Source organism: Dyadobacter chenhuakuii (assembly GCF_023821985.2).
Classification (GTDB): Bacteria; Bacteroidota; Bacteroidia; order Cytophagales; family Spirosomataceae; genus Dyadobacter; species Dyadobacter chenhuakuii.
In genome coordinates, this window is sequence record NZ_CP098805.1 from 2932411 (window position 1) to 2957084 (window position 24674).

Below are 24674 nucleotides of genomic sequence, written 5' to 3' on the forward strand. Positions count from 1 at the left end.
AACGACTATTTGCTAAAATCTGCATTTCATTCTTGATAATGAATGTTAACAAAAAAAGAGGCGGATCAAATGACCCGCCTCTTCAAGCATTGTTACTTTAAAAGATCCGCCGATTAGTTGGCAAGCTCTTCTTCTTTTTTACGAACACTGATAACAAGTTGTTCACTGTTCTCTTCGTGATTGGCAACCAGCACATCGCCTTCGCGCAAATCGCCTTTCAATATTTCCTCTGCTACGGGATCTTCGAGATATTTCTGGATCGCCCGGTTCAAAGGACGCGCTCCGTATTGCGGATCGTAACCTTTTTCCGACAGGAAGTCCTTCGCAGGAATTGTCAATTCTATTTCGTAACCCAAACCTTTCACACGGTTAAACAATTTACCCAGCGAAATGTCGATGATTCTGTGCAGATCTTCACGTTGCAGTGAGTTGAACACGATCACATCATCCAAACGGTTCAGGAACTCAGGAGAGAATGCTTTACGAAGTGCACTTTGAATAGTGCCTTTCATAATGTCATCCTGATTTTCTGTTTTTGCTTTCGTAGAGAAACCGATTCCGGATCCGAAATCCTTCAAGTCACGCGCTCCAATGTTGGAAGTCATGATAATGATCGTATTTCTGAAATCCACTCTGCGTCCCAGACCGTCTGTCAGGATTCCATCGTCAAGCACTTGCAGCAGAATGTTGAACACATCCGGGTGCGCTTTTTCGATCTCATCCAGCAGGACTACGCTATAAGGTTTCCGTCTGATCTTTTCAGTTAACTGACCACCTTCTTCATAACCCACATATCCCGGAGGGGCTCCTACCAAACGCGATACGCTGAATTTCTCCATGTATTCGCTCATATCGATCCGAACCAAAGAATCATCTTTGTCAAACAGATAAGTGGAAAGCACTTTTGCAAGCTCGGTTTTACCTACACCCGTTGGCCCTAGGAAGATGAATGATCCAATTGGTTTCTTAGGATCTTTCAAACCTACCCTCGTGCGCTGAATAGCTTTCACAAGCTTTTCAATCGGCGGGTTCTGGCCGATAACTTTTGCTTTCAGTTCGTCAGCCATGTTCAGCAATTTCTTGCCTTCGTCCATGGAAACGTTCGTTACCGGAATGCCCGTCATCATCGCTACCACTTCGGCTACATTATGCTCGGTTACGGTGTAACGCTTTTGTTTGGTTTCTTCTTCCCAAGCCAGTTTCGCACGGTCAAGCTGATCGATCAATTTCTTCTCACGATCTCTCAGTTGTGCCGCTTCTTCGTATTTCTGGCTCTTAACTACCCTGTTCTTTTCTTGCTTGATATTTTCAATCTGCTCTTCAAGAACGAGAATGTCTTCCGGAACTGTAATGTTGCTAATGTGAACCCTAGCTCCTACTTCGTCCAGAACGTCGATCGCCTTATCCGGCAAGAAACGATCTGTAATGTATCTTTCAGAAAGCTTAACAGCCGTGCTGATCGATTCAGGCGTGTAGTTCACATGGTGGTGATCTTCGTATTTATCCTTAATGTTTTCAAGGATCTGAATGGTTTCTTCAATCGAAGTGGCATCCACCATCACCATCTGGAAACGACGTGCTAATGCACCGTCCTTCTCAATATACTGGCGATATTCGTCTAATGTCGTAGCACCGATACACTGGATTTCTCCACGTGACAATGCAGGCTTGAACATGTTGGAAGCATCCAGCGAACCGGAAGCGCCACCTGCGCCTACAATCGTGTGCAACTCATCAATGAAAAGGATCACATCCGGGGATTTTTCCAGTTCATTCATTACAGCCTTCATTCTTTCCTCAAACTGACCGCGGTATTTTGTTCCTGCAACCAGAGAAGCCAGATCCAATGTAACAACGCGTTTTCCGAAAAGCACGCGCGACACTTTTTTCTGAACAATTCTTAGTGCAAGACCTTCCGCAATCGCAGTTTTACCCACACCGGGCTCACCGATAAGGATCGGGTTATTCTTTTTACGACGGCTAAGGATCTGGGCTACACGTTCGATCTCCTTTTCACGTCCAACGATCGGATCCAGTTTACCAACCTCAGCCATTTTGGTCAGGTCGCGTCCAAAGTTATCCAACACCGGAGTCCGTGATTTCTCTGCTCCTTTCGATTCTTTACCAGATGCAGAGCCGCTTCCTCCTCCGAACATGCCTCCTCTTGCTTCATCATCTCCGTCTTCGGTCTCCGGCCCCATGTGAGGTTTGGATCCTGATGATTGATATTCTAACATTTCTTTGATGACTTCGTAGTTAACATTAAATTTATGAAGAATCTGGGTGCCAACATTATCTTCATCACGCAAAATCGAAAGCAGCAAATGCTCTGTCCCGATCAAATTACTCTTAAAAATTTTGGCTTCCAGATAGGTAATTTTCAAAACTTTTTCCGACTGTCTTGTCAGGGGTATATTTTGTAAATTCTTAACGTTATTGGTCGCTGCGCCCTTTGTTGCCTGCTCAATGGTCTGTCGGACATCGTCCAGTGAAACGCCAAGCTTCTTTAATAAGCCAATCGCCACGCCGTCTCCTTCACGAATCATTCCTAACAACAAATGCTCTGCTCCAATGTAATCATGACCGAGGCGAAGGGCTTCTTCCCGGCTCATCGTGATTACTTCTTTCACTCTATTCGAAAATTTTGCTTCCATTATGCAGCAATAAAAAGTGTTTAATATTCTAAACGCTACTTGATCCTCGTTTGTTCAAAATAGCTTTACTGGAACTTACAGGATCTTAACAAAACACTCCTTGCTTCCGGCCCCATATTAAATAGTAAATCGATAATACTCAAGTTACTTACAAAATCATTCCCAAATGTCTGGTAATAATGCTCTGGCTTATAATATTCGGGTGAAAAGTCGCTTTTCTTATTGTTAATGAGGGAAATAGCATTAAAAACGCTGCTCTCCTCCATTTCCAAACCTGACAAATTGTACTGTAAATCCTTTTTAACTCCTACCAATCTAAGACAAATTGTCAATAATTCATAATTCAAATCGACGAGATAAGCTAATTTTTTGTCGTATATCTGCAAAAGCTCCGGGGCGTAAAACTCGTAGAACGGTGATTTTCCGTAAGCTGATTGCAGGCAGCCTAAGTGACGGCGGAGCCAATCCTGGCCGTAGTCGATCTTAATGTCTTTCGTGGGGGCGGCTGTCTCGTACTTCTGAACCGGAACTGTCAGCTGGTCTACTTTATTAGCAGTTAGTACACTGCATCTGTTTCGATAGGTCTGCTTTACGTACCGTTCCTCAATGTCAATATAAATACGGTCGTACATTAATAAACTTGTAAAATACGCTATACAAGGCAAATACTGTAACTCGATCCGTATTCCGCTAATTTCCTTACTGTTACTCTCAATTTCTGACACTATCAAATATGCTAAAGCCTCACCATATTATCAAAAAATTTATAATAAATATTTTGCCCGGATAGCATTATACCATACGAACTTAAAACATTACAATTTCGGCCTATAAAAACATACTCGTATCGCCCAGCCCTTCCCGGATGATCTCGAATCCGTCACTGTCCGATTTCACGATCGTCGAAGCAATGTTCCCGCCATATCCGCCGTCTATAACAATGTCCACCTGGTGCTGGAATTTCTCATAAATCAGCTCAGGATCAGTAGAATATTCGATGATCTCATCGTCGTCTTTGATAGAAGTCGTGACAATGGGATTACCGAGCTCTTTCACGATCAGGCGGGCAATGTTGTTGTCCGGGACACGGATTCCAACCGTTTTTTTATTGGTATTTAAAAGTTTTGGAACCGCGCTGGTGGCTTCTAGAATGAATGTGTATGGACCCGGTAAAACCCTCTTCATGATTTTGAATGCGGAATTATCGACGCGGGCAAAATCTGAAATGTGGCTCAGATCGTAGCAGATAAAGGAAAAATCGTTTTTCTGCGGCTTGATCCCTTTGATACGGGCGATTTTCTCGACGGCCCTGGAATTGTAAATATCGCATCCGAGCCCGTAGACAGTGTCGGTAGGATAAATCACCAGACCACCATTTCTAAGCACATCCACGACCTGGCGGATTCTTCTTTCGTCAGGATTTTGCGGGTAAATTTTTATAAACTCAGCAGGCATAGGCAATAATAACTTTTTAAAATAACAATCCTAAAAGCTAAAACCTTCCTGACCAAGCGCTTTTTTTAAGTTTTTGATATAAAAAAGATAGGCAAAATTAACAGGAAGATGAAGTCTGCACATTAAAACAACAAGCTCGGTTTGCCATCCCGGATTCTCAATGTAGTTCAGCAAAACCCGAAAACGAACTGCAAGTTCATATTCTTGTGCATACCAGCATTTTCTGATAAATGTACGGATGCGTGCAGCCAAAAGATCGAATTCCTGCTGATCCCTGTTCAGGTCGTAAGCTTTGTTGCAGACTGCGTAATAGGAGGCTAACATGCCGCTTCCTTTTTTATAAACCATGGAAGAAAGGGATGAAGGCACGATGCGCTTTTGGGTAAGAATTTCATCCAGATAAAAGTATTGGAATTTGGCAGCCGAGCGCACCCAAAAGTCGAAATCCTCAAATGTAAGCGTCTCATCATAGCCGCCGAGTTCAAGCATCGTGCTCGTACGCATCATCATGGTAGGCGTGCAGATGAAGTAACGTTCCAGTACATTCTTATATACATCACCCGAGGGGATCGGCCTGACCGCGCTGCCATGCGCATCCACTGCATAATGATTACCAAGCTTTTTTCCGGCTGGATCAATGTATTGCGCATTGGAAAAAATCACCGCATAATTCTCCGGCAGCAATTCAAAAGCTGCCACCTGTTTTTCAATGCGATCGGGCATCAGCACATCGTCTCCCGAAAGGTCGATCACATATTTACCTTTTGCAATGGATAGCCCGTAATTAAAGGCGGCGCACAAGCCGGAATTTTTTCTGTTTTTGACCAATGAAAAATTCCGGGATGGGTTTTTGAAAGTCTGGATGACCGCCAGCGTATCGTCGGCGCTGGCATTGTCGATGACAATTAGTTCGAGGTTGGGGTAAGTTTGGTCAAAGACCGATGCGAGTGTGTCGCCAATGTATTTTTCCTGATTATAGGCTGTCAGGATAACAGTCACCAATGGATTCTCCTTTTCTTTCATCTCAACACGAAGGGCAATTCAGGCCGTTCAGCCACTTTTTTAGTTCTTAATGAAGCCGTAAAGAACAAAACTAGCAACATTGAGGCGATGTCAGAAAAGTAGTTAGTTTGCGGTAGGTCAGCGTTTGGAGATGGCTTTGGCCCTGGTTGCTGTGTTAATTCCCGCATTGATTTCAAACCCGAGAATGATCACGAAGGCTAGCAGATAGAGCCAGATCATTAACGCAATCATGGTTCCTATGGAGCCGTAAAGTTTGTTATAGGAGCTGAAACGGGACAAATAAAACGAAAAACCGTAAGTAGCAAAAAGGATCAGCACAGAAGCAATGACAGCGCCGGCGTTGATAAAGCTGAATTGCCTTCCATGCGAGGGTGCAAACCTGTAAATCATCGAAATCGTGAGCATCAGGGAGCCAAAACTGATCAGATAACGGGTAATGTTCAGCAAACTGATCATCCAGGTGTCGCGCAAAATGTTCCAATCGCTCAGAATATTCATCACTGCATCGCCCACGATCAGCAGGATTACAGACAGGAAAAGCACGAGGATCAAAAGCAATGTGAGCAGTGTAGCAATGCCGCGCAGTTTCAGAAAACCACGCGTATCATTGTCATCATACACCATATCAAATGACCGCATCAGAGACATCATTCCATTCGTCGACGCGATCATGGCAAAAATAAAACCGAACGAAAGCACGCCTTTCCGGGGCCTGCTGATAATGTCCATGATCGTCTGGTCTGCATCTTCGTAAATGCCGCTAGGAATATTTTCACGCAGCAGCTCCATGATCTGCTGATCCAGGTGCTCGATGGGAATGTACGGAATTAATGTAAAAAGGAAGATAATGGCCGGGAAAGCCGCCAGCGTAAGGCTGTAAGCAACCGCGGAAGCGCGCTGGTCAATGTCGTATTTCCGGTTGCTCCTTACCAGGTTCACCAGAATTTCGTACAGAGAAACTGTCCCGCCCAGAAAAACGGTCTCCTGCAACCAGACAATTAGCCGCTTCACATGACGGTTCTTCAACAGTTTCTCAAGCATAGGCAGTTATTTAAATTGCAAAATACGGTTTCAGCTTATTCAGGAGCTTTTCCGGGGCCACGCAAAGCTTTCCATTGTCGCGTCGTTGAAACACCAGTGTCGTTTCGCCCGTATTAAGAAGCACATTCAGCTGGTTACGGATCTCATAATGAAAAACGACCCTTATGCCCGGCATTTCCTGCAAAATAACACGGATACTCAGTTCATCGTCATAGCGGGCGGGTTTAATGTAGCGAGAATGATTTTCGTAAACCGGCATCATAACCCCTTCGTCTTCCATCACCTTATAATGAAAATCCAGGCTCCGCAATGCCTCCACCCTTCCTATTTCGTAATAGCGCGCATAATTTCCATAATACACATATCCCATCTGATCCGTATCCGCATACCGGACCCGAACGCCCTTAACTTCGTGAATGAACATTATTTCATGATTTTGAGTCGGTTCAACTCAGCCTGGTACATTCTTGCGTTGTTCAGGTGGTCCGAATAATTGGTGGCAAAAGCATGGTAACCCGAAAGGTCCGCCTTTGCACACATATATACATAATCGTGCTTTTCGTAGTTCAGCACAGCATTCAGCGAATTAAGATCTGCAACGCGGATCGGGCCGGGAGGCAAGCCCACATTGACATATGTATTGTAAGGAGATTTTATCGAAAGCTGCCCATTCAAAATCCGTTTGATAGCGAAGTCCTGCAAAGCAAATTTAATGGTTGGGTCGGCTTGCAAAGGCATCTGGGCGTTCAGGCGGTTCATGTAAAGCCCTGCCACTTTGGCCCGCTCGTCTACTTTCCGCGCTTGTTCTTCTTCCACAATGGAAGCCAGGATCGATACCTGCTCAGGCGTCAGTCCGATGGCTTTTGCTTTTGCAGTTCTTTCCTCATTCCAATATTTTTTATACTCACTGTGCATCCTGTCCAGGAATTTCTCCGTGCCAGTCGTCCAGTATATTTCATAAGTGTTTGGTAAAAACATGGAAACGATCGTCAGTGTATCCAGCCCGTATTTATTGCAAACGGCCGGATCGTTCAATGCTTTTCTGAAACCCTCTTCTCCAAACTCAAACCGACTGCCGATTCTTTTGATAAGATCCTCTTTCAGCCTGATATTGTTGAAAGTCAACTTCACGGCATCCTGGTTTCCCGCCGCAAGCTTTTTAACCACTGTATAGTTACTTGACTTCGGCTTAATGACATATCTTCCCGGCTTTACCTTGTCAGGATAGTTCAGAAGCTTTGCCAGAAACTGAAATGAAATGTGATCATTAATAACGTCATGCTTATTCAGCGAATCAAGCACGCCTTTATAAGTCCCGTTTTCAGGAATAAGCAATGCAAAGCTTGTCTCTTTATCCGCTTGCAGGTTTGGCGTTTTGAATATCTGCCAGAAATAAAACGTGAATGTTGTAGTCAGAATGGCAATTGTTACAAACAACCCTACTTTGAAATTACGCGACATAAGTGATATGGCTATCGGCTTCCGGCAGGCGGCCGTCGGCTTTTGTGTTTAATGTTATAAATTGATTTCAAAGGGTATGCCAAATCTTTTGGCCAACTCCTGTAATGACAAAACGACGGGTTCGAGTAAATGAATGCCATTCACGCTGCGTTCCGCTTCACTTTCACGCTCAGGGTCACCGGGAATGAGCACTTTTTGTCCATCCACAGCCCGGGCGCCGCGAAATGCTTTAATCCATTTGTCCATATCGTGCTTGAATTCCTCCGCAGGACGGAAACCATCCACGCGCATGGCGCCCAGGAAATGTCCGGTTCCCAAACCAACACCCTGCTGCGCAGTCATGAATCCGGCAGTTGCAAATGGCGGAACCCAGGGGCCGAAATTAGCACCCGAAAGCACGCCCGAAAATATATCGACAATGGCTCCAAGTCCGTAACCTTTATGACTTCCATGCTCGCGGTCGGAGCCCAGCGGAAGCAAGCCGCCCCCACTTTTCACGGCATTGGAATCCGTCGTGGCGTTCCCCTCCGCATCCTGCGCCCAACCAAGCGGAGCAGGCAATCCTTTGCGCTGCAATATTTCAAATTTTCCGTAAGCAACGGCCGTTGAAGCAAAATCTGCTACAAATGCAGGTTCCGTCAGAGCAGGCACAGCAACGGCTATGGGATTGGTCCCCAATAATTTATCCAAAGAAAAAGTAGGCGTTACCAACGGCGCAGCATTCGTCATTGTCCAGCCTATCATGTCTTTTTCCAAAGCCAGCATCGCATGATATCCGGCAATGCCAAAGTGGTTTGAATTCCGGACAGAAACCCAGCCTGAACCCACTTTTTCGGCCTTTTCCATGGCAATTTCCATCGCTTTCGGGGCCACAACGAGACCTAAGCCTCTATCGCCGTCCACAACGGCTGTGCTTGGGGTTTCATAAACAACTTTTACATCCGGTGTGGGATTAAGCCTTCCGTGATCATACAGTCGCACATAACCTGCCAGACGCGCAATGCCGTGGGAGTCAACACCACGCAAATCGGCGCTTACCAAAACCGTTGAAGCCAGTTTCGCCTCTTCCGGCGAGCATCCGATGGCAAGAAAAACTTCTTCCGTGAAATGTTTTAAATAACTGGCCTGATACATATACGTCAAATGAGTGAACTTCTTTTCAAGTCCGCAAATATCCTAATTCAATTCGCATCGTCCAATATTTCATGGAAATCTGTTCAGCTGTGCTGTAAGACGGGCAGATTAATGCATTTTAAACCGCTGGCGAAGATTAGTTTACGCTTAAAATGTGCGCAACAATGCAACACTTTTGCCCGTTTCAGAGAATGATTCCCTATATTTGAAACATTCTTTTAACGCTATGAGACAGCTTTTCGTTATCGCAATTTTTCTACTCACAGGGAGTCTTCATGCATGGTCGCAGGACCATTATGATGCCAGAAAAGCACTTTCAAGCGAAGAACTTTTTATCAAACAAGGCAATACAAGCCGCGTAATTGCCACACCCGGACAAAAATATCTGGTCCTGGATGCATCTCCGGTAATCGGCGGTTTTCACAGATACCGCTTTTTCCCCGGCGACAACATTAAGTTCAGGATGCGCAATGAAACCATCCGTTTCAACGAAACCATAGCCAGCGTCAGCGATTCCTCTTTTAGCATTGCCATTATCAATGAGGCAGTTGGCAGGATGGATTATCAGGAAATCCTGTTAAAAGATATTCGTTTGATGAAGGTTTCGCGACGGATCCCGTTCATTTCTCAGCTGGCACCGTTACTGCCTCTGGCCGGCCTCCTTTATGTGGGTGCCGATTTTTTTAACAAAGGCGTTGATGACAAAAGATTCACAACCGATGCATCTTCGCTTGTTGTGGGCGGTGCGTTCATTGCCGCAGGTTTTGTTTGCTACAAACTGACTTTCTCCTCGCTCAAAATAAACGGCAGGAATAAGCTGAAAGTCCTGGAAACATATTAATACTTACCGAATTACCCGAAGGCCGATGCCTTCAATTTTTCCTTAATCTGATTCTTTATAGTGAAATCCATTCTAGTCCACCCACCCCAGAAATCCATACGCGCAGAAATACGGCTTGCAGCATCCAAAAGCGAATGCAACCGTGCTTTGATCATTAATGCCTTAACCGGTTTTGAATGCGAGCTCACCAACATTTCGGAAGCAAGGGACTCACAAACCATGCTTAGATTGCTCAACTCCAATGATCCCATTGCCGATGTGATCGATGCGGGAACGACCATGCGTTTTTTGACGGCTTATTTTGCTGTAACGGGTCAGTCGAAAATCATGACCGGCACGCCGCGGATGTGTGAAAGACCCATTGGCATTTTGGTAGATGCGTTAAGGATTTTAGGTGCAGACATTGAATATCAGAAAGAAACAGGTTACCCGCCATTAAAACTGAATGGTTTCACTTATTCCGGTCAGAATGAAATCAACATGCGCGGCGATGTCAGCAGCCAGTATATTTCAGCATTGCTGTTAATAGCGCCGGGATTGCCCAGTGGGTTGAAAATACAGCTGGAAGGTGAAGTTGGTTCGAAGCCTTATATTGAAATGACATTAAATCAAATGGCTCATTTTGGTATCAACTATCATGCAGACTGGCACACAAACACCATTATAATTCCTCCGTTCAAGTATCAGCCGCATCCCTATGCCATCGAATCAGACTGGTCGGGAGCGAGTTACTGGTATAGCATTGTGGCGCTTGCTGATGATGCCGAAGTGGAATTGCTGGGCCTGAAAAAAGATTCTTTGCAAGGTGATAGCGCCATTGTCGACATTATGCGTCATTTGGGCGTCGAGAGTGTTTTCACGGAAAGAGGGGTTCTTTTAACTAAAATTCCCCCTGCCGCATCCATAGGCTGGGATTTTACCGCTTGCCCGGATCTTGCCCAAACCGTCGCAGTTTGTTGCGCCGTTAAAGGCATCACCTTGTCCCTTACCGGCATCGAAAGCCTCAAAATCAAGGAAACAGACCGTGTTTTTGCCTTACAGCAGGAATTGCAGAAGCTGGGCGCCACATTAAAGGAAATAGAAAAAGACCACCTCTACGAAGTCGCCCGGATTCCGGGTTTTGAGTCCGCAGAAACGCCATCCATCCACACGTATGACGACCACCGAATGGCTATGGCTTTTGCGCCAGCCGGAATGGTTTCGCCAATTATTATCGAAGAACCGGGTGTGGTCGTAAAATCGTATCCTGGTTACTGGAAGGATCTCGCGGTGGTAACCACCTGGGAAGAGGTCTGACCTTCCGTTCACTAAACCCATCAATTCATGGAAAACGTTGCGTCGTTCTTTGCTGCTGTCCCTATATGGGCATACCTGATCCTGATTCCCGTTATCATTGCCGTCAGGGACATTTTGCAGCGAAAGCATACGATCCAGCATAATTTTCCATTGGTAGGCCATTTCCGCTATATGCTGGAAACGATCGGACCGGAATTGCGGCAGTATATTGTGGCCAACAACCGTGAAGAGCTGCCCTTTAACAGGCGCCAGCGTTCGTGGATTTACGCTTCTTCCAAAAAAGAAAATAATTACCAGGGTTTTGGCACAGACCAGAATATGCAAGAGCCTGGTTATGTGCTCATTAAACCAGCAATGCTTCCTTTTCGGCTGGATACTACACATAGCCATCACATCAAGAATGGCAATGATCCGCATCATTATACTATTCCTTCGGCCAAAGTAATCGGTCAATCCCATAACCGGAAACGCCCTTATCGCCCGCGCTCCATTGTGAATGTAAGCGCGATGAGCTTTGGTTCGCTTTCCTCGCGGGCCATTGAATCATTGAATAAAGGTTCGTATCAATTTGGCAATTACCATAACACCGGCGAAGGCGGTCTGTCTCCTTACCACAAGTTTGGCGCAGATGTGGTTTTTAACATGGGCACCTCCTATTTCGGCGTCCGGGATGATGACGGTAATTTTGTGATGGAAAAGCTTGTGAAAATGACACAGCAGAACCCGTTCGTGCGATTGATCGAGCTTAAACTTTCACAAGGTGCAAAACCGGGAAAAGGCGGCGTGCTTCCTGCGAGTAAAATCACGGCAGAGATTGCCGAGATCCGCGGCGTACCCATCGGCAAAGACGTGGTTTCCCCACCCTATCACAGCGCATTTTCGAATGTAAAGGAAATGGTGGATTTTATCGAGGCCATGGCGGACGCGACGGGCTTGCCGGTCGGGCTGAAATCAGCCGTCGGGAAAACCGATATGTGGGAAGAATTAGCAGATATTATGGTCGAAACCGGCAAAGGCCCAGACTTTATCGCCATTGACGGCGGTGAAGGCGGAACGGGTGCAGCACCGCCGTCTTTTGCCGATCACGTTTCGTTGCCCTTGGTTTTTGCTTTCAGCACAGTTTATAAAATATTTCAAAAGAGAAATCTAACAGACAAGATCACGTTTATTGCTTCGGGCAAGCTGGGCCTTCCGGCACAGGCAGTGATGGCTTTTTCTATGGGTGCGGACATCATCAATGTGGCACGCGAGGCAATGATGTCAATCGGCTGCATTCAGGCACAAACCTGTCATACCAACCGCTGCCCTACCGGCATCGCCACCAACAACAAATGGCTCGAAGCGGGCATTGATCCAACATTAAAGAGTGAGCGCTTCAACAGTTATATGAGCACGCTGGCCAAAGAGATCATCGAAATCACACACGCCACGGGCTATGAGCATCCTTGCCAGTTTGGAATGAATGATATTGATATTTCAATGGGCGATCTCAATAAAACCATTACTTTGGCAGACAATTATGGTTATATGAAAACCATTGTCCCCTATTCCGGCATTCGCGAGCTCCTCGATTGTCCGCATCTGGGAGGCAGAAAGATTCCAGGTGAAAAGACGGTTTAACCTTTTAGGAACATGATAAAAACTATACAAACCACACTCATTGCTTCATTCTTTTGCCTGAACCTTTGTTTCGCACAAAGCAACCCACGATATTTTGTTCTTTTTAAGGATAAAACCAACACAACATTCTCCGCGGACAAACCGGCAGAGTTTCTGTCAGCCCGGTCTATCGAAAGAAGGAAGCGGCAGAATATCCCGGTTACCACGCGTGACTTCCCTGTGAATCAAACTTACACCGCTGCAATAAAACAGCTGGGCGCGTCGGTCATTTTTACTTCCCGCTGGTTCAATGGCGCCGTGGTAGAAGCCAATGCTGCTCAGTTGGCGAACATTAAAAAGCTGGCATTTTACAAAAGCATTGAATTCGACCTGCCCGTTGCCAACATTAACGGACAATCCCCCGGCGTAGAGCGCGTGGGCGCATTGAACCGGAAACTGGAAGCGGAGGAAGATCTCAACTATGGAAATATGAATGCGCAGCTTGCATTAATGGACGTCCCGCAGCTGCAAACCAAGGGTTTCCATGGAGAAAATATGCTGATCGCGATCCTCGACAATGGCTTTTTGAATGCCGATCAAGTCGGCTTTTTGAAACCGCTCCGCGATGAAAAAAGAATCATGGATACTTATGATTTCATGGGCCGCGAAAGCAATGTTTATAATGATGGATCGCACGGTTTGCACGTAATGTCCACAATGGCGGCGAACCAGCCAGGAACGATGATAGGCGCTGCGTTTAGAGCCAATTATGCCCTGTATCGCACAGAAAATGACTTTCTGGAATCACCCTACGAAGAAATTGCCTGGTTAATGGCAGCTGAACGCGCAGACAGCGTGGGCGCGGACGTGATCAATTCCTCTTTGGGTTACAGCCAGTTTGACGCGGAATTTAACAAACCCGAATACAATTACACCTACGAAGATATGGATGGAAAAACCACCATTATAAGCCGTGCCGCGCGCTATGCAACCCGCACCGGCATGCTGGTGGTGTGCTCAGCCGGTAACGAAGGGAATAAGCCGTGGCACTATGTCACTGCTCCCGCGGATGTGGATTCTGTCTTAACCGTCGGCGCGACCAATTACGAGCGGGCTTATGCAGCATTAAGTTCAGTAGGGCCAAATGCGGCAGGCCAGCAAAAGCCGGATGTTGCTGCCGTGGGCCTGGGCTCGGTGATCGGTAACACGTCGGGTAATGTGGCGAGCAGCAACGGAACATCATTTTCATCGCCTTTGATCGCTGGCTTTTCGACCATTTTGTGGCAGGCTTATCCTAATCTGACCGCGCAGCAGCTCATTTATGTAATCAAAAAATCGGGACATCAGGCCAGCGCGCCTGATAACTTGCTAGGCTACGGTGTTCCAAGCACGGTTAAGGCTGAACAGATCATTCAAGATGAATTTATGCCGCTTGGTACAGAGGACGATCTGCTTACAGCCATTGTGCTGTTGCCCAACCCTGTCCAGGAGAATGCAAGCCTTTCTATCCCGCCACATTTGATCGGCAAAAAAGCTACGCTTAGTATATATGGATTAAATGGAAAGGCATTAAGTATCTCAGAGTCAAGACTGACCAGCACACAGCCCATCGCTACAAACCAATTGGCAGCAGGCCTTTATCTTGTTAACATCCGGGTGGATAATCACGAAAAAGCACTTAAATTCATCAAGCAGTAATCTTCCGGATCATCCGCACCACGGATTCGGAATCGTTCAGCTTTTGCACTTCCTGCAACGGAATCCACTGCACATCCAGCGATTCATCATTCACAACGATTTCCTGGCCGGGCGCAGCCTTAAAAGCAAACCGAATGTCATAATGGTTATGTGCAGGAAGGCCTTTTCGCTCGGGAATCAGATGAATATCGACATCAAAAATTCCGCTTTTATACAGATCCAAATGTTGGATCCCTGTTTCTTCCCATACTTCTTTACGCGCAACCCGTTCTGTGTCAGAGTCGCCATCACAATGTCCGCCTGGCTGTAACCACCGTCCCAGTTTCTGATGATGCATGAGCAGGACTGATTGCTCGTCCGTAGAAAGAACTAGTCCCGAAGCCGTTACATGCCCGATTTCCAGTGACCGTTCGAAACAATCCGGGTGCATTTTCACAAATGCAATCGTGTCCTGATACATTTCTCTTTCAATTCCATCTTCCGGCGTATATGCATCAAGGAGGGTAAGCAAACTATTCCGCTTCATGTAGGCTATGTGATTTTTTCATTCTAATTTCACCACAAGTTTAATACTTCAAGAAATAAACCACCTTATTAAGAAATGAAAAAGTATTTATTATCGGTTTCCCTTGCCGCATTATTGGCTACAACCGCCATCGGTCAACGCACGCCACAGGCCAGTCAGGCCGCTACGGTAATGCAAAGCATTGGAGTAACCGATTTCACTCTAAAATATTCACGTCCAGCCCTTAAAGGAAGAAAAGTATTTGCCGACAGCTCCGCATTGGCTCCCTATAACCAGGTCTGGCGCACAGGCGCTAACATGGCCACCATATTAGAAGCCGGAACAGATTTCTCATTCGGAGGCAAAAAAGTCCCCGCAGGAAAATACGCATTGTTTTCCATCCCATCCGGCGCTTCCTGGACTGTGATTTTGAATAAAAACTTCAACCAGGGCGGAACGCAGGATTATAAAGAAGCGGAAGACGTGGCAAGAGTCATGGTCGTTCCTACATCCGCTGAATTTACCGAAAACTTCAAGATCAGCATCGAACCTACCTCGGATAGCACGGGCTTCCTGAACATTGCCTGGTCGTCCGTTAATGTGCCTGTTCCGTTGGCTGTAAATACGGAGTCACTCACGATGGCTGGCCTCAATAAGGCAGTTGCAGAAAAACCGGAGGACGTTGCGGCTTTACAGAGCACGGCAGGTTACTTGTTGTCCAAAGGCAGAGATCTGCAAGTGGCGCTTTCGCTGGCTGATAAGGCGATCGCACTGAAAGAATCTTACTCCAATTTATGGCTCAAAGCCCAGATTTTAAGTAAGCTGGGCAAGAATGCAGAAGCATTGCCGGTTGCCCAGAAAGCATTGACATTGGGAGCTGCTGCGAATGATGTCGCTTTTTCAAGTTTTTATAAAGGACAAATCGAAAGCGGGATCAAGCAAATCCAATCCAAAGTTTCGACCGCGCCCAAGCAGGCTTCCCCGGCAGTAAAAGGCAAGAAAAAGAAGAGTTAACAGAGAATGTTCAGATAGTATGGGATGCGGCAGATTTCGTCGCATCCTTTTTTTTGCATTTTGGAAGTCGTTACATCCCTCCGGGATTCAGATCCCCACACGCACGTTGCTACCAATATTACATGCCTCCGGCATTTGCTGGCAACAACGCCAAGTCGCGGAGCGACGCAATATTGGTAACAATGCCGGAGGCATGAAATATCGGTAGCGACGCAATATTGGTAACAAACGCTGGAGGCATAAAATATCGGTAGCGACGCAATATTGGTAATAAATGCCAGAGGCATGAAATATTGGTAGCGACGTAATATCGCAGCAAATGCCAGAGGCATAAAATATAGGTAGCGACGTAATATTGCCAGCAAATGCCAGAGGCATGAAATATTGGTAGCGACGCAATATTGGTAATAAATGCCAGAGGCATGAAATATTGGTAGCGACGTAATATCGCAGCAAATGCCAGAGGCATAAAATATAGGTAGCGACGTAATATTGCCAGCAAATGCCAGAGACATGAAATATTGGTAGCAACGCAATATTGCCAGCAAATGCCAGAGGTATAAAATATTGGTAGCGACGTAACATTGCCAGCAAATGCCGGAGGCATATAATATTGGTAGCAATGGATATGCGAATGTTGAATTTTAATGCCGGAGGCATGTAATGACATTCGTAACGCCACCCTGGAACCCATGGTAGCAACGCAATATTGGTAGCAAATGCCGGAGGCATGTAATAGTGGTAGCGACGCAATGTCGCCAGCAAATGCCAGAGGCATATAATATTGGTAGCAATGGATATGCGAATATTGAATTTTAATGCCGGAGGCATGTAATGACATTCGTAGCGCCACCCCGGAACCCATGGTAGCAACGCGCAATATTGGTAGCAAAATGCCGGAGGCATGAAATATTGGTAGCAACGCAATATTGCCAGCAAATGCCGGAGGCATATAATATTGGTAGCAATGGATACGAGAATGTTGAATTTTAATGCCGGAGCATGTAATAACATTCGTAACGCCACCCTGGAACCCACGTTAGCGGAAAAAACGCGGGACGGTCCAGCCGTATTTTACCGCTAGAATGCGGATGGCTATGATGACGAGCGAGGCGGAAATAAACGCAACATTGCGCCCGGCCCCAACGCTATCCAGCAGCAAATAACTGCAAGCACCTGCAAAACAAGCGGTTGCATACACTTCCTTCCGATAAATGATCGGAATCTCATTGGTCATCATGTCGCGGATTACACCGCCCATGGTGGCTGTGAAGATGCCCATAATGACGGCTATCTCAGGCCGGACGCCCAGATGCAACGCTTTTTCTGTGCCGATAATGGTGAATAATGCTATCCCAAAAGTATCGAACAAAAAAAGCGTTTTACGAAGCCTGAGCAGGAATTTGTAAAAAATAAATGTAGCCAGAATCCCCGCCATAATGGCGTAAATGATCGTGATATCACTGATCCAGACGAGCGGGTAACTGCCCAGCAGAATGTCGCGCAATGTTCCTCCGCCAATGGACGAAATAAAAGCCGTGAAACTCGCTCCAAACCAGTCCTGGTGCTTCTGATCTTTCACAGCCAGCGCGCCGGAAATAGCAAAAGCGAATGTGCCGATGATCTCTAAAATATACTGAATGCTCATCCCACGAAATTGCTAAACCGCAACCGGGGCCTTGATGCCCGGCCAGGGACTGTAATCCTGCAATTCAAAATCTTCAAATTTGAAATCAAAAACACTCTTAACATCCGGATTGATGACCATTTTTGGAAGGGCACGCGGTTCGCGGCTCAGTTGCAAGCCAACTTGCTCCAAATGGTTCAGGTAAATGTGCGTATCGCCGCCGGTCCAGATGAAATCACCCAGATCGAGATCACATTCCTGCGCGATCATCATGGTAAGCAACGCATAACTGGCAATGTTAAATGGCACGCCCAGGAAAACATCCGCGCTGCGCTGGTAAAGCTGGCAAGACAATTTCCCACGTGTTTCACCTGAATCTTCATCCGGAGGTGCCACGTAAAACTGGAACAATGCATGACAAGGCTGCAATTTCATTTCCGATAATTGCGACGGATTCCATGCCGAAACCATGATCCGGCGCGAATCCGGCGAAGTTTTCAATTGCTTCAACACCTCCTGCAACTGGTCCACAGTCTTGCCGTCAGGCCCCTCCCAACTCCTCCACTGCTTGCCGTACACCGGACCCAGATCGCCATTTTCATCCGCCCATTCGTCCCAGATCGAGACGCCGTTCTCTTTCAGATACTGAATGTTGGTATCGCCTTTCAGAAACCACAAAAGCTCGTGAATGATCGATTTTGTATGCACTTTTTTGGTGGTAACCAAAGGAAATCCGTCTTTCAGGTTGAAGCGCATTTGATAACCAAAAACACTGACCGTTCCTGTGCCGGTTCGGTCGGTTTTACGAACTCCGTGTTTGAGTACATGGCGTAACAAATCCTGATATTGCTGCATTGCGATATAATTAATGCGTTGTAAAAGAAGGTAATGTTGAATTAAACGGTTGCGATCTCAACGTCATAAGTGATCGTTGCAAGCGCTTCCAGCTGGGCTGTTGCCGAGCAATATTTTTCCATCGACAAGCCGATAGCACGGTTGATTTTGCTTTCATCCAACTGATTGCCAGCAAATTTGAATGTCAGATGTATCTTGGTAAATGGCTTGCGCTGCGTGTCTTCTTCCTGTGTGCGGTCGCCGTCGGCGATAACGCGAAAATCGGTGATATCCTGGCGTTGCTTTTTGAGGATCAGTACCACGTCGATGGCGCTGCAGCTGGCCAGTCCCATCAATAATAATTCCATAGGCCGCACACCTTGGTTGCTTCCGCCGATTTCCGGGGAGCCGTCGGTATGCACTTTCACTTCTGAGGAACCACTGCCTTCAAAATGAAAGGCATCATCAACACGAACGAGTTCTACTTTCATAATAATACTCCTGATTGTAAGCGGAGCTTGGGTTAAATGTAAATGTTCACAAGGCCAGCAAAAACTGCTTTCGCAAGTGATTTGTAATGTGCTGCCGACCGTTATACTTTAATAAGGATATGAACCGGATCAAAGTTCAAATATACTCCATCAAACCCGATTCGGCTATTTAACCGAATAATTTAAAAAGATACATAAACCTCGTATATTCGTTTTATTATGCCGTTTTAAAGGTTTTTAATAAAATAAACGCGAAACGATATGTGGAAAGAGGACGATAATAAGCTCAAAAAAAGCTTCACTTTCAAGGATTTCAAAGAGGCATTTGCCTTCATGACCGAGATCGCGGAAACCGTGGACGAAATGGACCATCATCCGTTCTGGACCAACACTTATAACAAAGTGACATTTGAATTAAACACCCACGACGCAGGCGACATTGTTACCGAGAAAGACCGGAAGCTCGCAGCTGCGATTGACGAAATTTTTGAAAAAACTAAAAAATAACTGTGTGGCCGGCCCATTTGCGCCCATTTGCATTCAATGAAACTTTACATAGTCCCCACGCCCATCGGCAACCTGGAAGATATTACACTTCGCGCCATCAATGTTTTGAAAAGTGTGGACGTAGTTCTGGCAGAAGACACCCGCACATCGGGATCGCTGCTGAAACACCTGGGCATTTCCAAGCCCATGCACAGTTACCATATTCATAATGAGCACCAAACGGTTACGCGGGTGGTGGAACGGATCCTGAAAGGGGAAAGTATGGCGCTCGTTTCAGATGCCGGGACGCCCGCTGTGTCTGACCCCGGATTTCTGCTTGTTAGGGAGTGCATTAAGCAAGGCATTCAGGTTGAATGTCTGCCCGGGCCTACTGCTTTTGTGCCAGCGCTGGTGAACTCGGGCTTGCCGAGTGACCGGTTCACATTTGAAGGTTTTTTACCCCATAAAAAAGGCCGTCAGACGCGTCTGCAAAATCTTGCTTCAGAAGAAAGGACGATGATATTTTATGAATCGCCGCATCGTTTGATCAAGGCATTGCAGCAATTCGTTGAGTTTTTTGGGGCCGACAGACAAGTTTCTGTTGCGCGGGAGCTGACTAAAATTTATGAAGAAAATGTTCGCGGGACGCTGGAAGAAGTCATCGCTTATTTTTCAGAGAAAACCATCAAAGGTGAAATCGTGATCATCCTGGCAGGCAAAGCAGAAGAAAAAAAGAAATCAGATAAATATGAGGATTAGCATTTTCAGGTTCATTGCATTTGTAGCGATTTTTTTACTGGCAAAAACAACCGCAAGCGCCCAATTTGCCACATTAAGCCCCGAAGCGAAGGTGAGCCTCGTTACATTCGGCCCCGGCGACGAACTATACTCCGGTTTCGGACACAGCGTGCTATGGGTGTATGACCCCGTTCTGAACATTGACAATGCTTACAGTTACGGCACATTCAGTTTTGACCAGGGTAATTTTTACATCAATTTCATGCGCGGCTATCTGCCATACAGCATTTCGGTGCATCCGCTGGGGCCCCAACTGGAATATTACCGCGCCGAAAACCGGTCTATTTCCGAGCAGGTCTTAAACCTGAGCATCCCGCAAAAACAGAAACTTTATAATTACCTGGAAAACAATTATCTGCCGCAAAACAGGGTTTATTCCTACAAATTTTTTTACGACAACTGCGCGAGCCGACTTGCCGTTGCTTTGAAAGAAGCCTGCGGCGACAGCCTGGTTTACAAAGGTTATACGCATGAAAAACTGAGTTTCAGGCAATGGATCGACCGCTATGCATTCAAGCAGAATCCCTGGGCGGATTTTGGCATGGACCTTGCCCTGGGAACTCCTGCTGATGAGATTGCCACGCCTGAGCAAGCTACTTTCCTGCCTGATAACCTGGCCATTGCATTTACTGATGCAAAAGTAAAAACGGCTTCCGGGCTAATGCCGCTGGTAAAGAGTACAAATGAGTATTTCAAAGCCGAACCGCGCAATTACACCGGCATTTTCACCCCTATGAACGTTTTCTGGGCTCTTGCTGTGATCACATTAGCCATTACTTACTGGCAGATCAAGAAGGAGAAGCTTAATTTTCTTCTGGACAAAATTCTTTTCTCAGTTGTAGGTCTCGCAGGCTGGCTGCTCGCTCTGCTATGGTTCGCTACCGAGCACAATGATACCAAATGGAATTACGACATTCTTTGGGCCTTCCCACTGTGGATGCCGCTGATTTTTCAGATTTCTAAAAAGAAGAAACCATCGTGGTTCTCGTTCTTGTTGATATTTTACGGATTTCTCTTACTTTGCGCAACAGGTAATCTGTTAAAACATAATTTCGTTGTGATCCCGATCATTTTGACATTGGTCATCCGGGTTTACTACATGAATAATTCACTCTCTAAAATTCCTGAGAAAGGATAGTATAGTAATGGATCTCGAACAGCTCACGCAACAAACCATAGAAATCGTAAGAAAGGCTTCATCCTTCATTCAGCAGGAAGCGGCATTATTTTCACGCGACAAAATTGAATATAAAGACCTGAACAATCTGGTTTCTTACGTCGATAAGGAAGCAGAAAAACTGCTGGTGGCAGGGCTTAATGCACTGCTTCCCGAAGCAAGCTTCATCACCGAAGAAGGCACAACCGGCCAGGAACCCGATCCAACCGCATTGAACTGGATCATTGACCCCCTCGATGGAACGACAAATTTCATCCACGGAATCCCGGTTTACTGCGTCAGCGTAGGACTAGCGAGAGGAAAGGAACTGCTCGTCGGCGTGATCCACGAGCCGAGCCTGAACGAAATGTTTTACGCATGGCAAGGCGGCGGTGCCTGGTGCAATGGAAAGCCGATGAAGGTTTCCAATGTGGAATCACTGGCCGACAGTCTCATCGCAACGGGTTTCCCTTATTATAAATTCGAGAAGCAAAAGCGCTATATGTACATTCTGGAACTGCTCATGCAAAGAACGCACGGCATCCGGAGAATGGGCGCAGCAGCGGTGGACCTTGCTTACGTTGCAGCAGGAAGATTTGACGGTTTTTACGAATATAACCTCAATTCCTGGGACATGGCAGCAGGCGTGCTCATGATCAAAGAAGCCGGAGGAAAGGTAACCGACTTCAATGGCGGCGACAACTATCTTTTTGGAGGTGACATCATTGCAGCCTCAGGAGGCCATAAAGAGCTAGTTGAAGTAATCAGAGAGAACTTCTAGTTAACAACGCTTACTCATCGCAGCGTAGCCCGCTCATTCACTCATTTACTCATTCAGTCATTCAATCATTAAGAATGGACATCGAACAACTCAAATACCCGATCGGAAAATTTCAGCACCAGGAGCTTTATACACCCGCAGAAGTTAAATCCAACATTCAGATCATCAGCGCATTACCATCCAAATTTATTAACCTTTTGGGCGGCTGGGACGATGATAAATACAACACACCTTACCGGCCCGACGGCTGGACCGTGCGACAGCTCGTACACCACGTGGCCGACAGCCATATGAATGCTTACGTGCGTTGCAGGCTTGCGATGACGGAGGATAACCCGGTGATAAAGCCGTATGAAGAACAACTTTGGGCTGAGCTGCCGGATGCAAAAATGGCGCAGGTTGAATTGTCCATTCAGCTGCTTCGCTATGTTCACTTGCGTTGGGTGCTGCTGCTCAATTCAATGGATGAAAATGATTTGGCAAGAACTTACACGCATCCCGCAACCGGCCGCGTGTTCCGACTCGACGAAGTCATCGCCAATTACGCATGGCACAGCGAACATCATTACCAGCACGCATTTCAGCTCGCGGCCAGGAACAATTGGTAAAAACCGGCTGTTACTAAACCATGGGACAACAGATCATCATATTAATCCTTTTCCTTGCCGCAGTCGGTTTCATGGGCTGGCGCGTCTGGAAGGCATTTGACAAGCGTAATGCCGGCGGATGTGCGAAAGGGTGCGGTTGCGCAACGGATAAAGCGATGACTGCCAAAAACCAATGATATACAACATTAAGGCATAAAAACGGGGAGCCCAATTGGAGCTCCCCGTTTTCTTTTATCAGCATTATATTCTACAACGCTCCCTTCTTGATGTCCTCGACAACCGCCGGGTCCAACAATGTGGACGTGTCTCCTAAATTATTCATATCTCCTTCTGAAATCTTTCTCAAAATCCGTCTCATGATCTTCCCGGAACGCGTCTTGGGCAATCCTGTCACGAACTGAACCTTATCCGGCTTAGCGATCGGGCCGATGATCCTGGAAACGGTGGCTGCAATGTCTTTTCGGAACATTTCAGGATCGTCCGGTTCACTTTCCGCGATCACGTAAGCGTAAATTCCCTGGCCCTTAATGTCGTGCGCATAACCTACAACAGCCGATTCAACCACGCCCAAATGCATGTTAATGGCATTTTCGACTTCCGCGGTGCCAATTCTGTGACCGGAAACATTCAATACATCATCCACGCGGCCGGTAATGCGGTAATAACCATCTTCATCGCGCAAACATCCATCACCGGTAAAATACATGCCCGGATAGGCTGAGAAATAGGTTTGTTTTGCACGTTCATGATCGCCATATGTGGTCCGGACAATGCCCGGCCAGGGAAATTTGATGCACAAGTTACCGCTGACACCATTCCCTTCCAGTTCCTTGCCGTTTTCATCCACCAACACCGGCTGAATGCCGGGTAATGGCAATGTTGCAAAGGTTGGTTTTTCAGGCGTGATGCCGGCCAGCGGGGAAATCATAATTCCGCCTGTTTCGGTCTGCCACCAGGTGTCCACCAAAGGACAATGGTCATGGCCAATGTTGGTTTTAAACCAGTGCCACGCCTCTTCATTGATAGGCTCTCCTACTGAACCCAGTTTGGTAAGCGATGAAAGATCATGATTTTTAACAAAATCCAAACCAAAGCTCATAAGCGAGCGAATGGCGGTTGGTGCTGTATAAAGAATGTTAACCTTATGCTTGGCAACGATTTCCCAGAAACGGCCTGCATCCGGATAAGTCGGGACGCCTTCGAAGATCACCGAAGTGGCTCCATAGCAAAGCGGACCGTAAACAATGTAGCTGTGACCCGTGATCCAGCCGATGTCAGCCGTGCAGAAATGAACTTCTCCCGGCTCATACTGGAACACATTGGCAAAAGTATAGGTCGCATAAACCATGTAACCGCCGCAGGTGTGCACCACGCCTTTGGGCTTGCCCGTTGAACCCGAAGTGTAAAGGATAAACAATGTATCCTCGGCATCCATGGGCTCGGCGGGACATACGGAATCGACGTGTTTTACTTCTTCTTCCCACCACAAATCCCTGCCTTTCAGCATGGAAACCGGCGTCCGCGTGCGCGTCATCACGATCACATGCTTTACACTATGGCATTGATCCAATGCGGCATCAACCGTTTCTTTCATCGGGATCACTTTCGAGCCGCGGAATGCGCCGTCGGAAGTAATGACCATATTACACTCAGCATCATTGATACGGTCGGCTATGGATTTGGCTGAAAAACCACCAAAAACAACCGAATGAATGGCTCCTATGCGTGCGCAGGCCAGCACGGCCACCGTCAGCTCGGGGACCATGGGCAGATAAATACAAACACGATCTCCCTTTTTCACGCCATGCTTTTTCAGGACATTGGCAAAACGGCAGACGCGGTCGTATAAAACGCGGTAAGTAATGGTTACGGATTTGTCCTCGGGATCATTGGATTCCCAAATAATGGCAGGCTGATCGCCGCGCTCGGCAAGATGCCTGTCCAGTGCATTTTCGGTAATGTTGAGCTCGCCGCCTTCAAACCACTTGATATTCGCTTCGTTGAAGTCCCAGCTCAGGACTTTTTTCCATGGTTTACGCCATTGAAACTGTTGGGCCACTTCTGCCCAGAAACCTTCGGGATCGTCTACACTTTGTTTGTAGGCAGCCTGATACGCTTCAAAGGTCTTAATTTTCATGATAAATAAAGGTTAGACTTAGGATTAAGGGATAT

25 protein-coding genes are annotated in these 24674 nt (G+C 46.6%); 11 read left to right on the plus strand and 14 right to left on the minus strand.

The genetic code is table 11. The annotated features are described in order from the left end of the window. Positions 1-113: 113 nt before the first annotated feature. The 8 genes from NFI80_RS12170 to NFI80_RS12205 all read right to left on the minus strand — a co-directional run bounded on the left by NFI80_RS12170 (position 114) and on the right by NFI80_RS12205 (position 8768). On the minus strand, positions 114-2654 hold the full coding sequence (locus tag NFI80_RS12170; RefSeq protein ID WP_235158316.1) for an ATP-dependent Clp protease ATP-binding subunit: 2541 nt from the start codon (positions 2652-2654) through the stop codon (positions 114-116). Positions 2655-2719: 65 nt separating this feature from the next. Continuing rightward, positions 2720-3379: a WbqC family protein gene (locus NFI80_RS12175; protein ID WP_256565290.1), complete on the minus strand. Its 660-nt coding sequence runs from the start codon at positions 3377-3379 to the stop codon at positions 2720-2722. Between the two features lie 103 nt (positions 3380-3482). Continuing rightward, a complete protein-coding gene (locus tag NFI80_RS12180) occupies positions 3483-4109 on the minus strand; it encodes an L-threonylcarbamoyladenylate synthase (RefSeq protein ID WP_235158314.1) in 627 nt (208 codons plus the stop codon). A 30-nt stretch (positions 4110-4139) separates the two neighbouring features. Then, positions 4140-5132, minus strand: a complete 993-nt coding sequence (locus tag NFI80_RS12185; RefSeq protein WP_235162907.1) for a glycosyltransferase — start codon at positions 5130-5132, stop codon at positions 4140-4142. 117 nt (positions 5133-5249) lie between these two features. Beyond that, positions 5250-6173 (minus strand): YihY/virulence factor BrkB family protein, encoded by a 924-nt coding sequence (locus tag NFI80_RS12190; protein ID WP_235162906.1) that lies wholly within the window; start codon positions 6171-6173, stop codon positions 5250-5252. Between the two features lie 10 nt (positions 6174-6183). After that, positions 6184-6597 carry an acyl-CoA thioesterase gene (locus NFI80_RS12195; RefSeq protein WP_233795717.1) on the minus strand — a complete coding sequence of 138 codons (414 nt, stop codon included), beginning with the start codon at positions 6595-6597 and terminating at the stop codon, positions 6184-6186. Continuing rightward, entirely contained in the window at positions 6597-7634 is a 1038-nt protein-coding gene (mltG, locus tag NFI80_RS12200) for an endolytic transglycosylase MltG (protein WP_235158310.1), read from the minus strand. The genes NFI80_RS12195 and mltG overlap by 1 nt, the downstream gene beginning before the upstream one ends. A 54-nt stretch (positions 7635-7688) precedes the next feature. Further along, a complete protein-coding gene (locus NFI80_RS12205; RefSeq protein ID WP_235162905.1) occupies positions 7689-8768 on the minus strand; it encodes an Ldh family oxidoreductase in 1080 nt (359 codons plus the stop codon). Positions 8769-8994: 226 nt separating this feature from the next. Between NFI80_RS12205 and NFI80_RS12210 the strand changes: the two genes are divergently transcribed. Genes NFI80_RS12210 through NFI80_RS12225 form a run of 4 tightly spaced genes read left to right on the plus strand, consistent with a single transcriptional unit; the run spans position 8995 to position 14202 of the window. Beyond that, complete coding sequence (locus tag NFI80_RS12210) at positions 8995-9609, plus strand: hypothetical protein (RefSeq protein WP_235158309.1); 615 nt, start codon at positions 8995-8997, stop codon at positions 9607-9609. Positions 9610-9669: 60 nt separating this feature from the next. Continuing rightward, positions 9670-10905, plus strand: a complete 1236-nt coding sequence (locus NFI80_RS12215) for a 3-phosphoshikimate 1-carboxyvinyltransferase (protein WP_235162904.1) — start codon at positions 9670-9672, stop codon at positions 10903-10905. Positions 10906-10932: 27 nt separating this feature from the next. Next, on the plus strand, positions 10933-12525 hold the full coding sequence (locus NFI80_RS12220; protein WP_235162903.1) for an FMN-binding glutamate synthase family protein: 1593 nt from the start codon (positions 10933-10935) through the stop codon (positions 12523-12525). A gap of 12 nt (positions 12526-12537) precedes the next feature. Then, positions 12538-14202, plus strand: coding sequence for a S8 family peptidase (locus NFI80_RS12225; RefSeq protein WP_235162902.1), 1665 nt, complete (start codon positions 12538-12540; stop codon positions 14200-14202). Here the strand turns inward: NFI80_RS12225 and NFI80_RS12230 are convergent. After that, a complete protein-coding gene (locus NFI80_RS12230; protein ID WP_235158305.1) occupies positions 14192-14728 on the minus strand; it encodes an NUDIX hydrolase in 537 nt (178 codons plus the stop codon). The two genes, NFI80_RS12225 and NFI80_RS12230, sit on opposite strands and share 11 nt — an antisense overlap. A 75-nt stretch (positions 14729-14803) precedes the next feature. On the opposite strand from NFI80_RS12230, the gene NFI80_RS12235 reads away from it, so the two are divergent. After that, on the plus strand, positions 14804-15721 hold the full coding sequence (locus NFI80_RS12235) for a DUF2911 domain-containing protein (RefSeq protein ID WP_235158304.1): 918 nt from the start codon (positions 14804-14806) through the stop codon (positions 15719-15721). A gap of 118 nt (positions 15722-15839) precedes the next feature. Here NFI80_RS12235 and NFI80_RS12240 read toward each other — a convergent pair whose 3' ends face one another. The 4 genes from NFI80_RS12240 to NFI80_RS12255 all read right to left on the minus strand — a co-directional run bounded on the left by NFI80_RS12240 (position 15840) and on the right by NFI80_RS12255 (position 18673). Beyond that, positions 15840-16673: a hypothetical protein gene (locus tag NFI80_RS12240; protein WP_235158303.1), complete on the minus strand. Its 834-nt coding sequence runs from the start codon at positions 16671-16673 to the stop codon at positions 15840-15842. 87 nt (positions 16674-16760) lie between these two features. Then, positions 16761-17369, minus strand: a complete 609-nt coding sequence (locus NFI80_RS12245) for a trimeric intracellular cation channel family protein (RefSeq protein ID WP_233795708.1) — start codon at positions 17367-17369, stop codon at positions 16761-16763. A 12-nt stretch (positions 17370-17381) separates the two neighbouring features. Continuing rightward, positions 17382-18203, minus strand: coding sequence for a thymidylate synthase (locus NFI80_RS12250; protein ID WP_235158301.1), 822 nt, complete (start codon positions 18201-18203; stop codon positions 17382-17384). A gap of 41 nt (positions 18204-18244) precedes the next feature. Beyond that, a complete protein-coding gene (locus tag NFI80_RS12255) occupies positions 18245-18673 on the minus strand; it encodes an OsmC family protein (protein WP_233795706.1) in 429 nt (142 codons plus the stop codon). A gap of 261 nt (positions 18674-18934) precedes the next feature. Here NFI80_RS12255 and NFI80_RS12260 point away from each other — a divergent pair, with 261 nt between their 5' ends. The 6 genes from NFI80_RS12260 to NFI80_RS12285 all read left to right on the plus strand — a co-directional run bounded on the left by NFI80_RS12260 (position 18935) and on the right by NFI80_RS12285 (position 22678). After that, positions 18935-19180 carry a 4a-hydroxytetrahydrobiopterin dehydratase gene (locus NFI80_RS12260; RefSeq protein ID WP_235162901.1) on the plus strand — a complete coding sequence of 82 codons (246 nt, stop codon included), beginning with the start codon at positions 18935-18937 and terminating at the stop codon, positions 19178-19180. Between the two features lie 36 nt (positions 19181-19216). Further along, positions 19217-19918: a 16S rRNA (cytidine(1402)-2'-O)-methyltransferase gene (gene rsmI / locus NFI80_RS12265; protein WP_233795704.1), complete on the plus strand. Its 702-nt coding sequence runs from the start codon at positions 19217-19219 to the stop codon at positions 19916-19918. After that, complete coding sequence (locus tag NFI80_RS12270) at positions 19908-21095, plus strand: lipoprotein N-acyltransferase Lnb domain-containing protein (RefSeq protein ID WP_235162900.1); 1188 nt, start codon at positions 19908-19910, stop codon at positions 21093-21095. Before rsmI ends, NFI80_RS12270 begins: the two co-directional genes overlap by 11 nt. A 7-nt stretch (positions 21096-21102) precedes the next feature. Continuing rightward, positions 21103-21894 (plus strand): inositol monophosphatase family protein, encoded by a 792-nt coding sequence (locus NFI80_RS12275; RefSeq protein WP_235158298.1) that lies wholly within the window; start codon positions 21103-21105, stop codon positions 21892-21894. A gap of 74 nt (positions 21895-21968) precedes the next feature. Further along, positions 21969-22502, plus strand: coding sequence for a YfiT family bacillithiol transferase (locus NFI80_RS12280; protein WP_235158297.1), 534 nt, complete (start codon positions 21969-21971; stop codon positions 22500-22502). A gap of 20 nt (positions 22503-22522) precedes the next feature. Beyond that, positions 22523-22678 (plus strand): FeoB-associated Cys-rich membrane protein, encoded by a 156-nt coding sequence (locus tag NFI80_RS12285; RefSeq protein WP_235162899.1) that lies wholly within the window; start codon positions 22523-22525, stop codon positions 22676-22678. Positions 22679-22749: 71 nt separating this feature from the next. On the opposite strand, the gene acs is transcribed toward NFI80_RS12285, so the two are convergent. After that, a complete protein-coding gene (gene acs / locus NFI80_RS12290; protein WP_235162898.1) occupies positions 22750-24639 on the minus strand; it encodes an acetate--CoA ligase in 1890 nt (629 codons plus the stop codon). Positions 24640-24674: the final 35 nt, after the last annotated feature.

What these genes read in the sequence shown, in the direction of transcription:
- NFI80_RS12170 (WP_235158316.1), bottom strand. Translation starts at nt 2,654, where the DNA reads ATGGAAGCAAAATTTTCGAATAGAGTGAAAGAAGTAATCACGATGAGC.
- NFI80_RS12180 (WP_235158314.1), bottom strand. Translation starts at nt 4,109, where the DNA reads ATGCCTGCTGAGTTTATAAAAATTTACCCGCAAAATCCTGACGAAAGA.
- NFI80_RS12185 (WP_235162907.1), bottom strand. Translation starts at nt 5,132, where the DNA reads ATGAAAGAAAAGGAGAATCCATTGGTGACTGTTATCCTGACAGCCTAT.
- NFI80_RS12190 (WP_235162906.1), bottom strand. Translation starts at nt 6,173, where the DNA reads ATGCTTGAGAAACTGTTGAAGAACCGTCATGTGAAGCGGCTAATTGTC.
- NFI80_RS12195 (WP_233795717.1), bottom strand. Translation starts at nt 6,597, where the DNA reads ATGTTCATTCACGAAGTTAAGGGCGTTCGGGTCCGGTATGCGGATACG.
- mltG (WP_235158310.1), bottom strand. Translation starts at nt 7,634, where the DNA reads ATGTCGCGTAATTTCAAAGTAGGGTTGTTTGTAACAATTGCCATTCTG.
- NFI80_RS12205 (WP_235162905.1), bottom strand. Translation starts at nt 8,768, where the DNA reads ATGTATCAGGCCAGTTATTTAAAACATTTCACGGAAGAAGTTTTTCTT.
- NFI80_RS12210 (WP_235158309.1), top strand. Translation starts at nt 8,995, where the DNA reads ATGAGACAGCTTTTCGTTATCGCAATTTTTCTACTCACAGGGAGTCTT.
- NFI80_RS12220 (WP_235162903.1), top strand. Translation starts at nt 10,933, where the DNA reads ATGGAAAACGTTGCGTCGTTCTTTGCTGCTGTCCCTATATGGGCATAC.
- NFI80_RS12225 (WP_235162902.1), top strand. Translation starts at nt 12,538, where the DNA reads ATGATAAAAACTATACAAACCACACTCATTGCTTCATTCTTTTGCCTG.
- NFI80_RS12230 (WP_235158305.1), bottom strand. Translation starts at nt 14,728, where the DNA reads ATGAAGCGGAATAGTTTGCTTACCCTCCTTGATGCATATACGCCGGAA.
- NFI80_RS12235 (WP_235158304.1), top strand. Translation starts at nt 14,804, where the DNA reads ATGAAAAAGTATTTATTATCGGTTTCCCTTGCCGCATTATTGGCTACA.
- NFI80_RS12240 (WP_235158303.1), bottom strand. Translation starts at nt 16,673, where the DNA reads ATGCCTCCGGCATTTGCTGGCAATATTGCGTTGCTACCAATATTTCAT.
- NFI80_RS12245 (WP_233795708.1), bottom strand. Translation starts at nt 17,369, where the DNA reads ATGAGCATTCAGTATATTTTAGAGATCATCGGCACATTCGCTTTTGCT.
- NFI80_RS12250 (WP_235158301.1), bottom strand. Translation starts at nt 18,203, where the DNA reads ATGCAGCAATATCAGGATTTGTTACGCCATGTACTCAAACACGGAGTT.
- NFI80_RS12255 (WP_233795706.1), bottom strand. Translation starts at nt 18,673, where the DNA reads ATGAAAGTAGAACTCGTTCGTGTTGATGATGCCTTTCATTTTGAAGGC.
- NFI80_RS12260 (WP_235162901.1), top strand. Translation starts at nt 18,935, where the DNA reads ATGTGGAAAGAGGACGATAATAAGCTCAAAAAAAGCTTCACTTTCAAG.
- rsmI (WP_233795704.1), top strand. Translation starts at nt 19,217, where the DNA reads ATGAAACTTTACATAGTCCCCACGCCCATCGGCAACCTGGAAGATATT.
- NFI80_RS12270 (WP_235162900.1), top strand. Translation starts at nt 19,908, where the DNA reads ATGAGGATTAGCATTTTCAGGTTCATTGCATTTGTAGCGATTTTTTTA.
- NFI80_RS12275 (WP_235158298.1), top strand. Translation starts at nt 21,103, where the DNA reads ATGGATCTCGAACAGCTCACGCAACAAACCATAGAAATCGTAAGAAAG.
- NFI80_RS12280 (WP_235158297.1), top strand. Translation starts at nt 21,969, where the DNA reads ATGGACATCGAACAACTCAAATACCCGATCGGAAAATTTCAGCACCAG.
- NFI80_RS12285 (WP_235162899.1), top strand. Translation starts at nt 22,523, where the DNA reads ATGGGACAACAGATCATCATATTAATCCTTTTCCTTGCCGCAGTCGGT.
- acs (WP_235162898.1), bottom strand. Translation starts at nt 24,639, where the DNA reads ATGAAAATTAAGACCTTTGAAGCGTATCAGGCTGCCTACAAACAAAGT.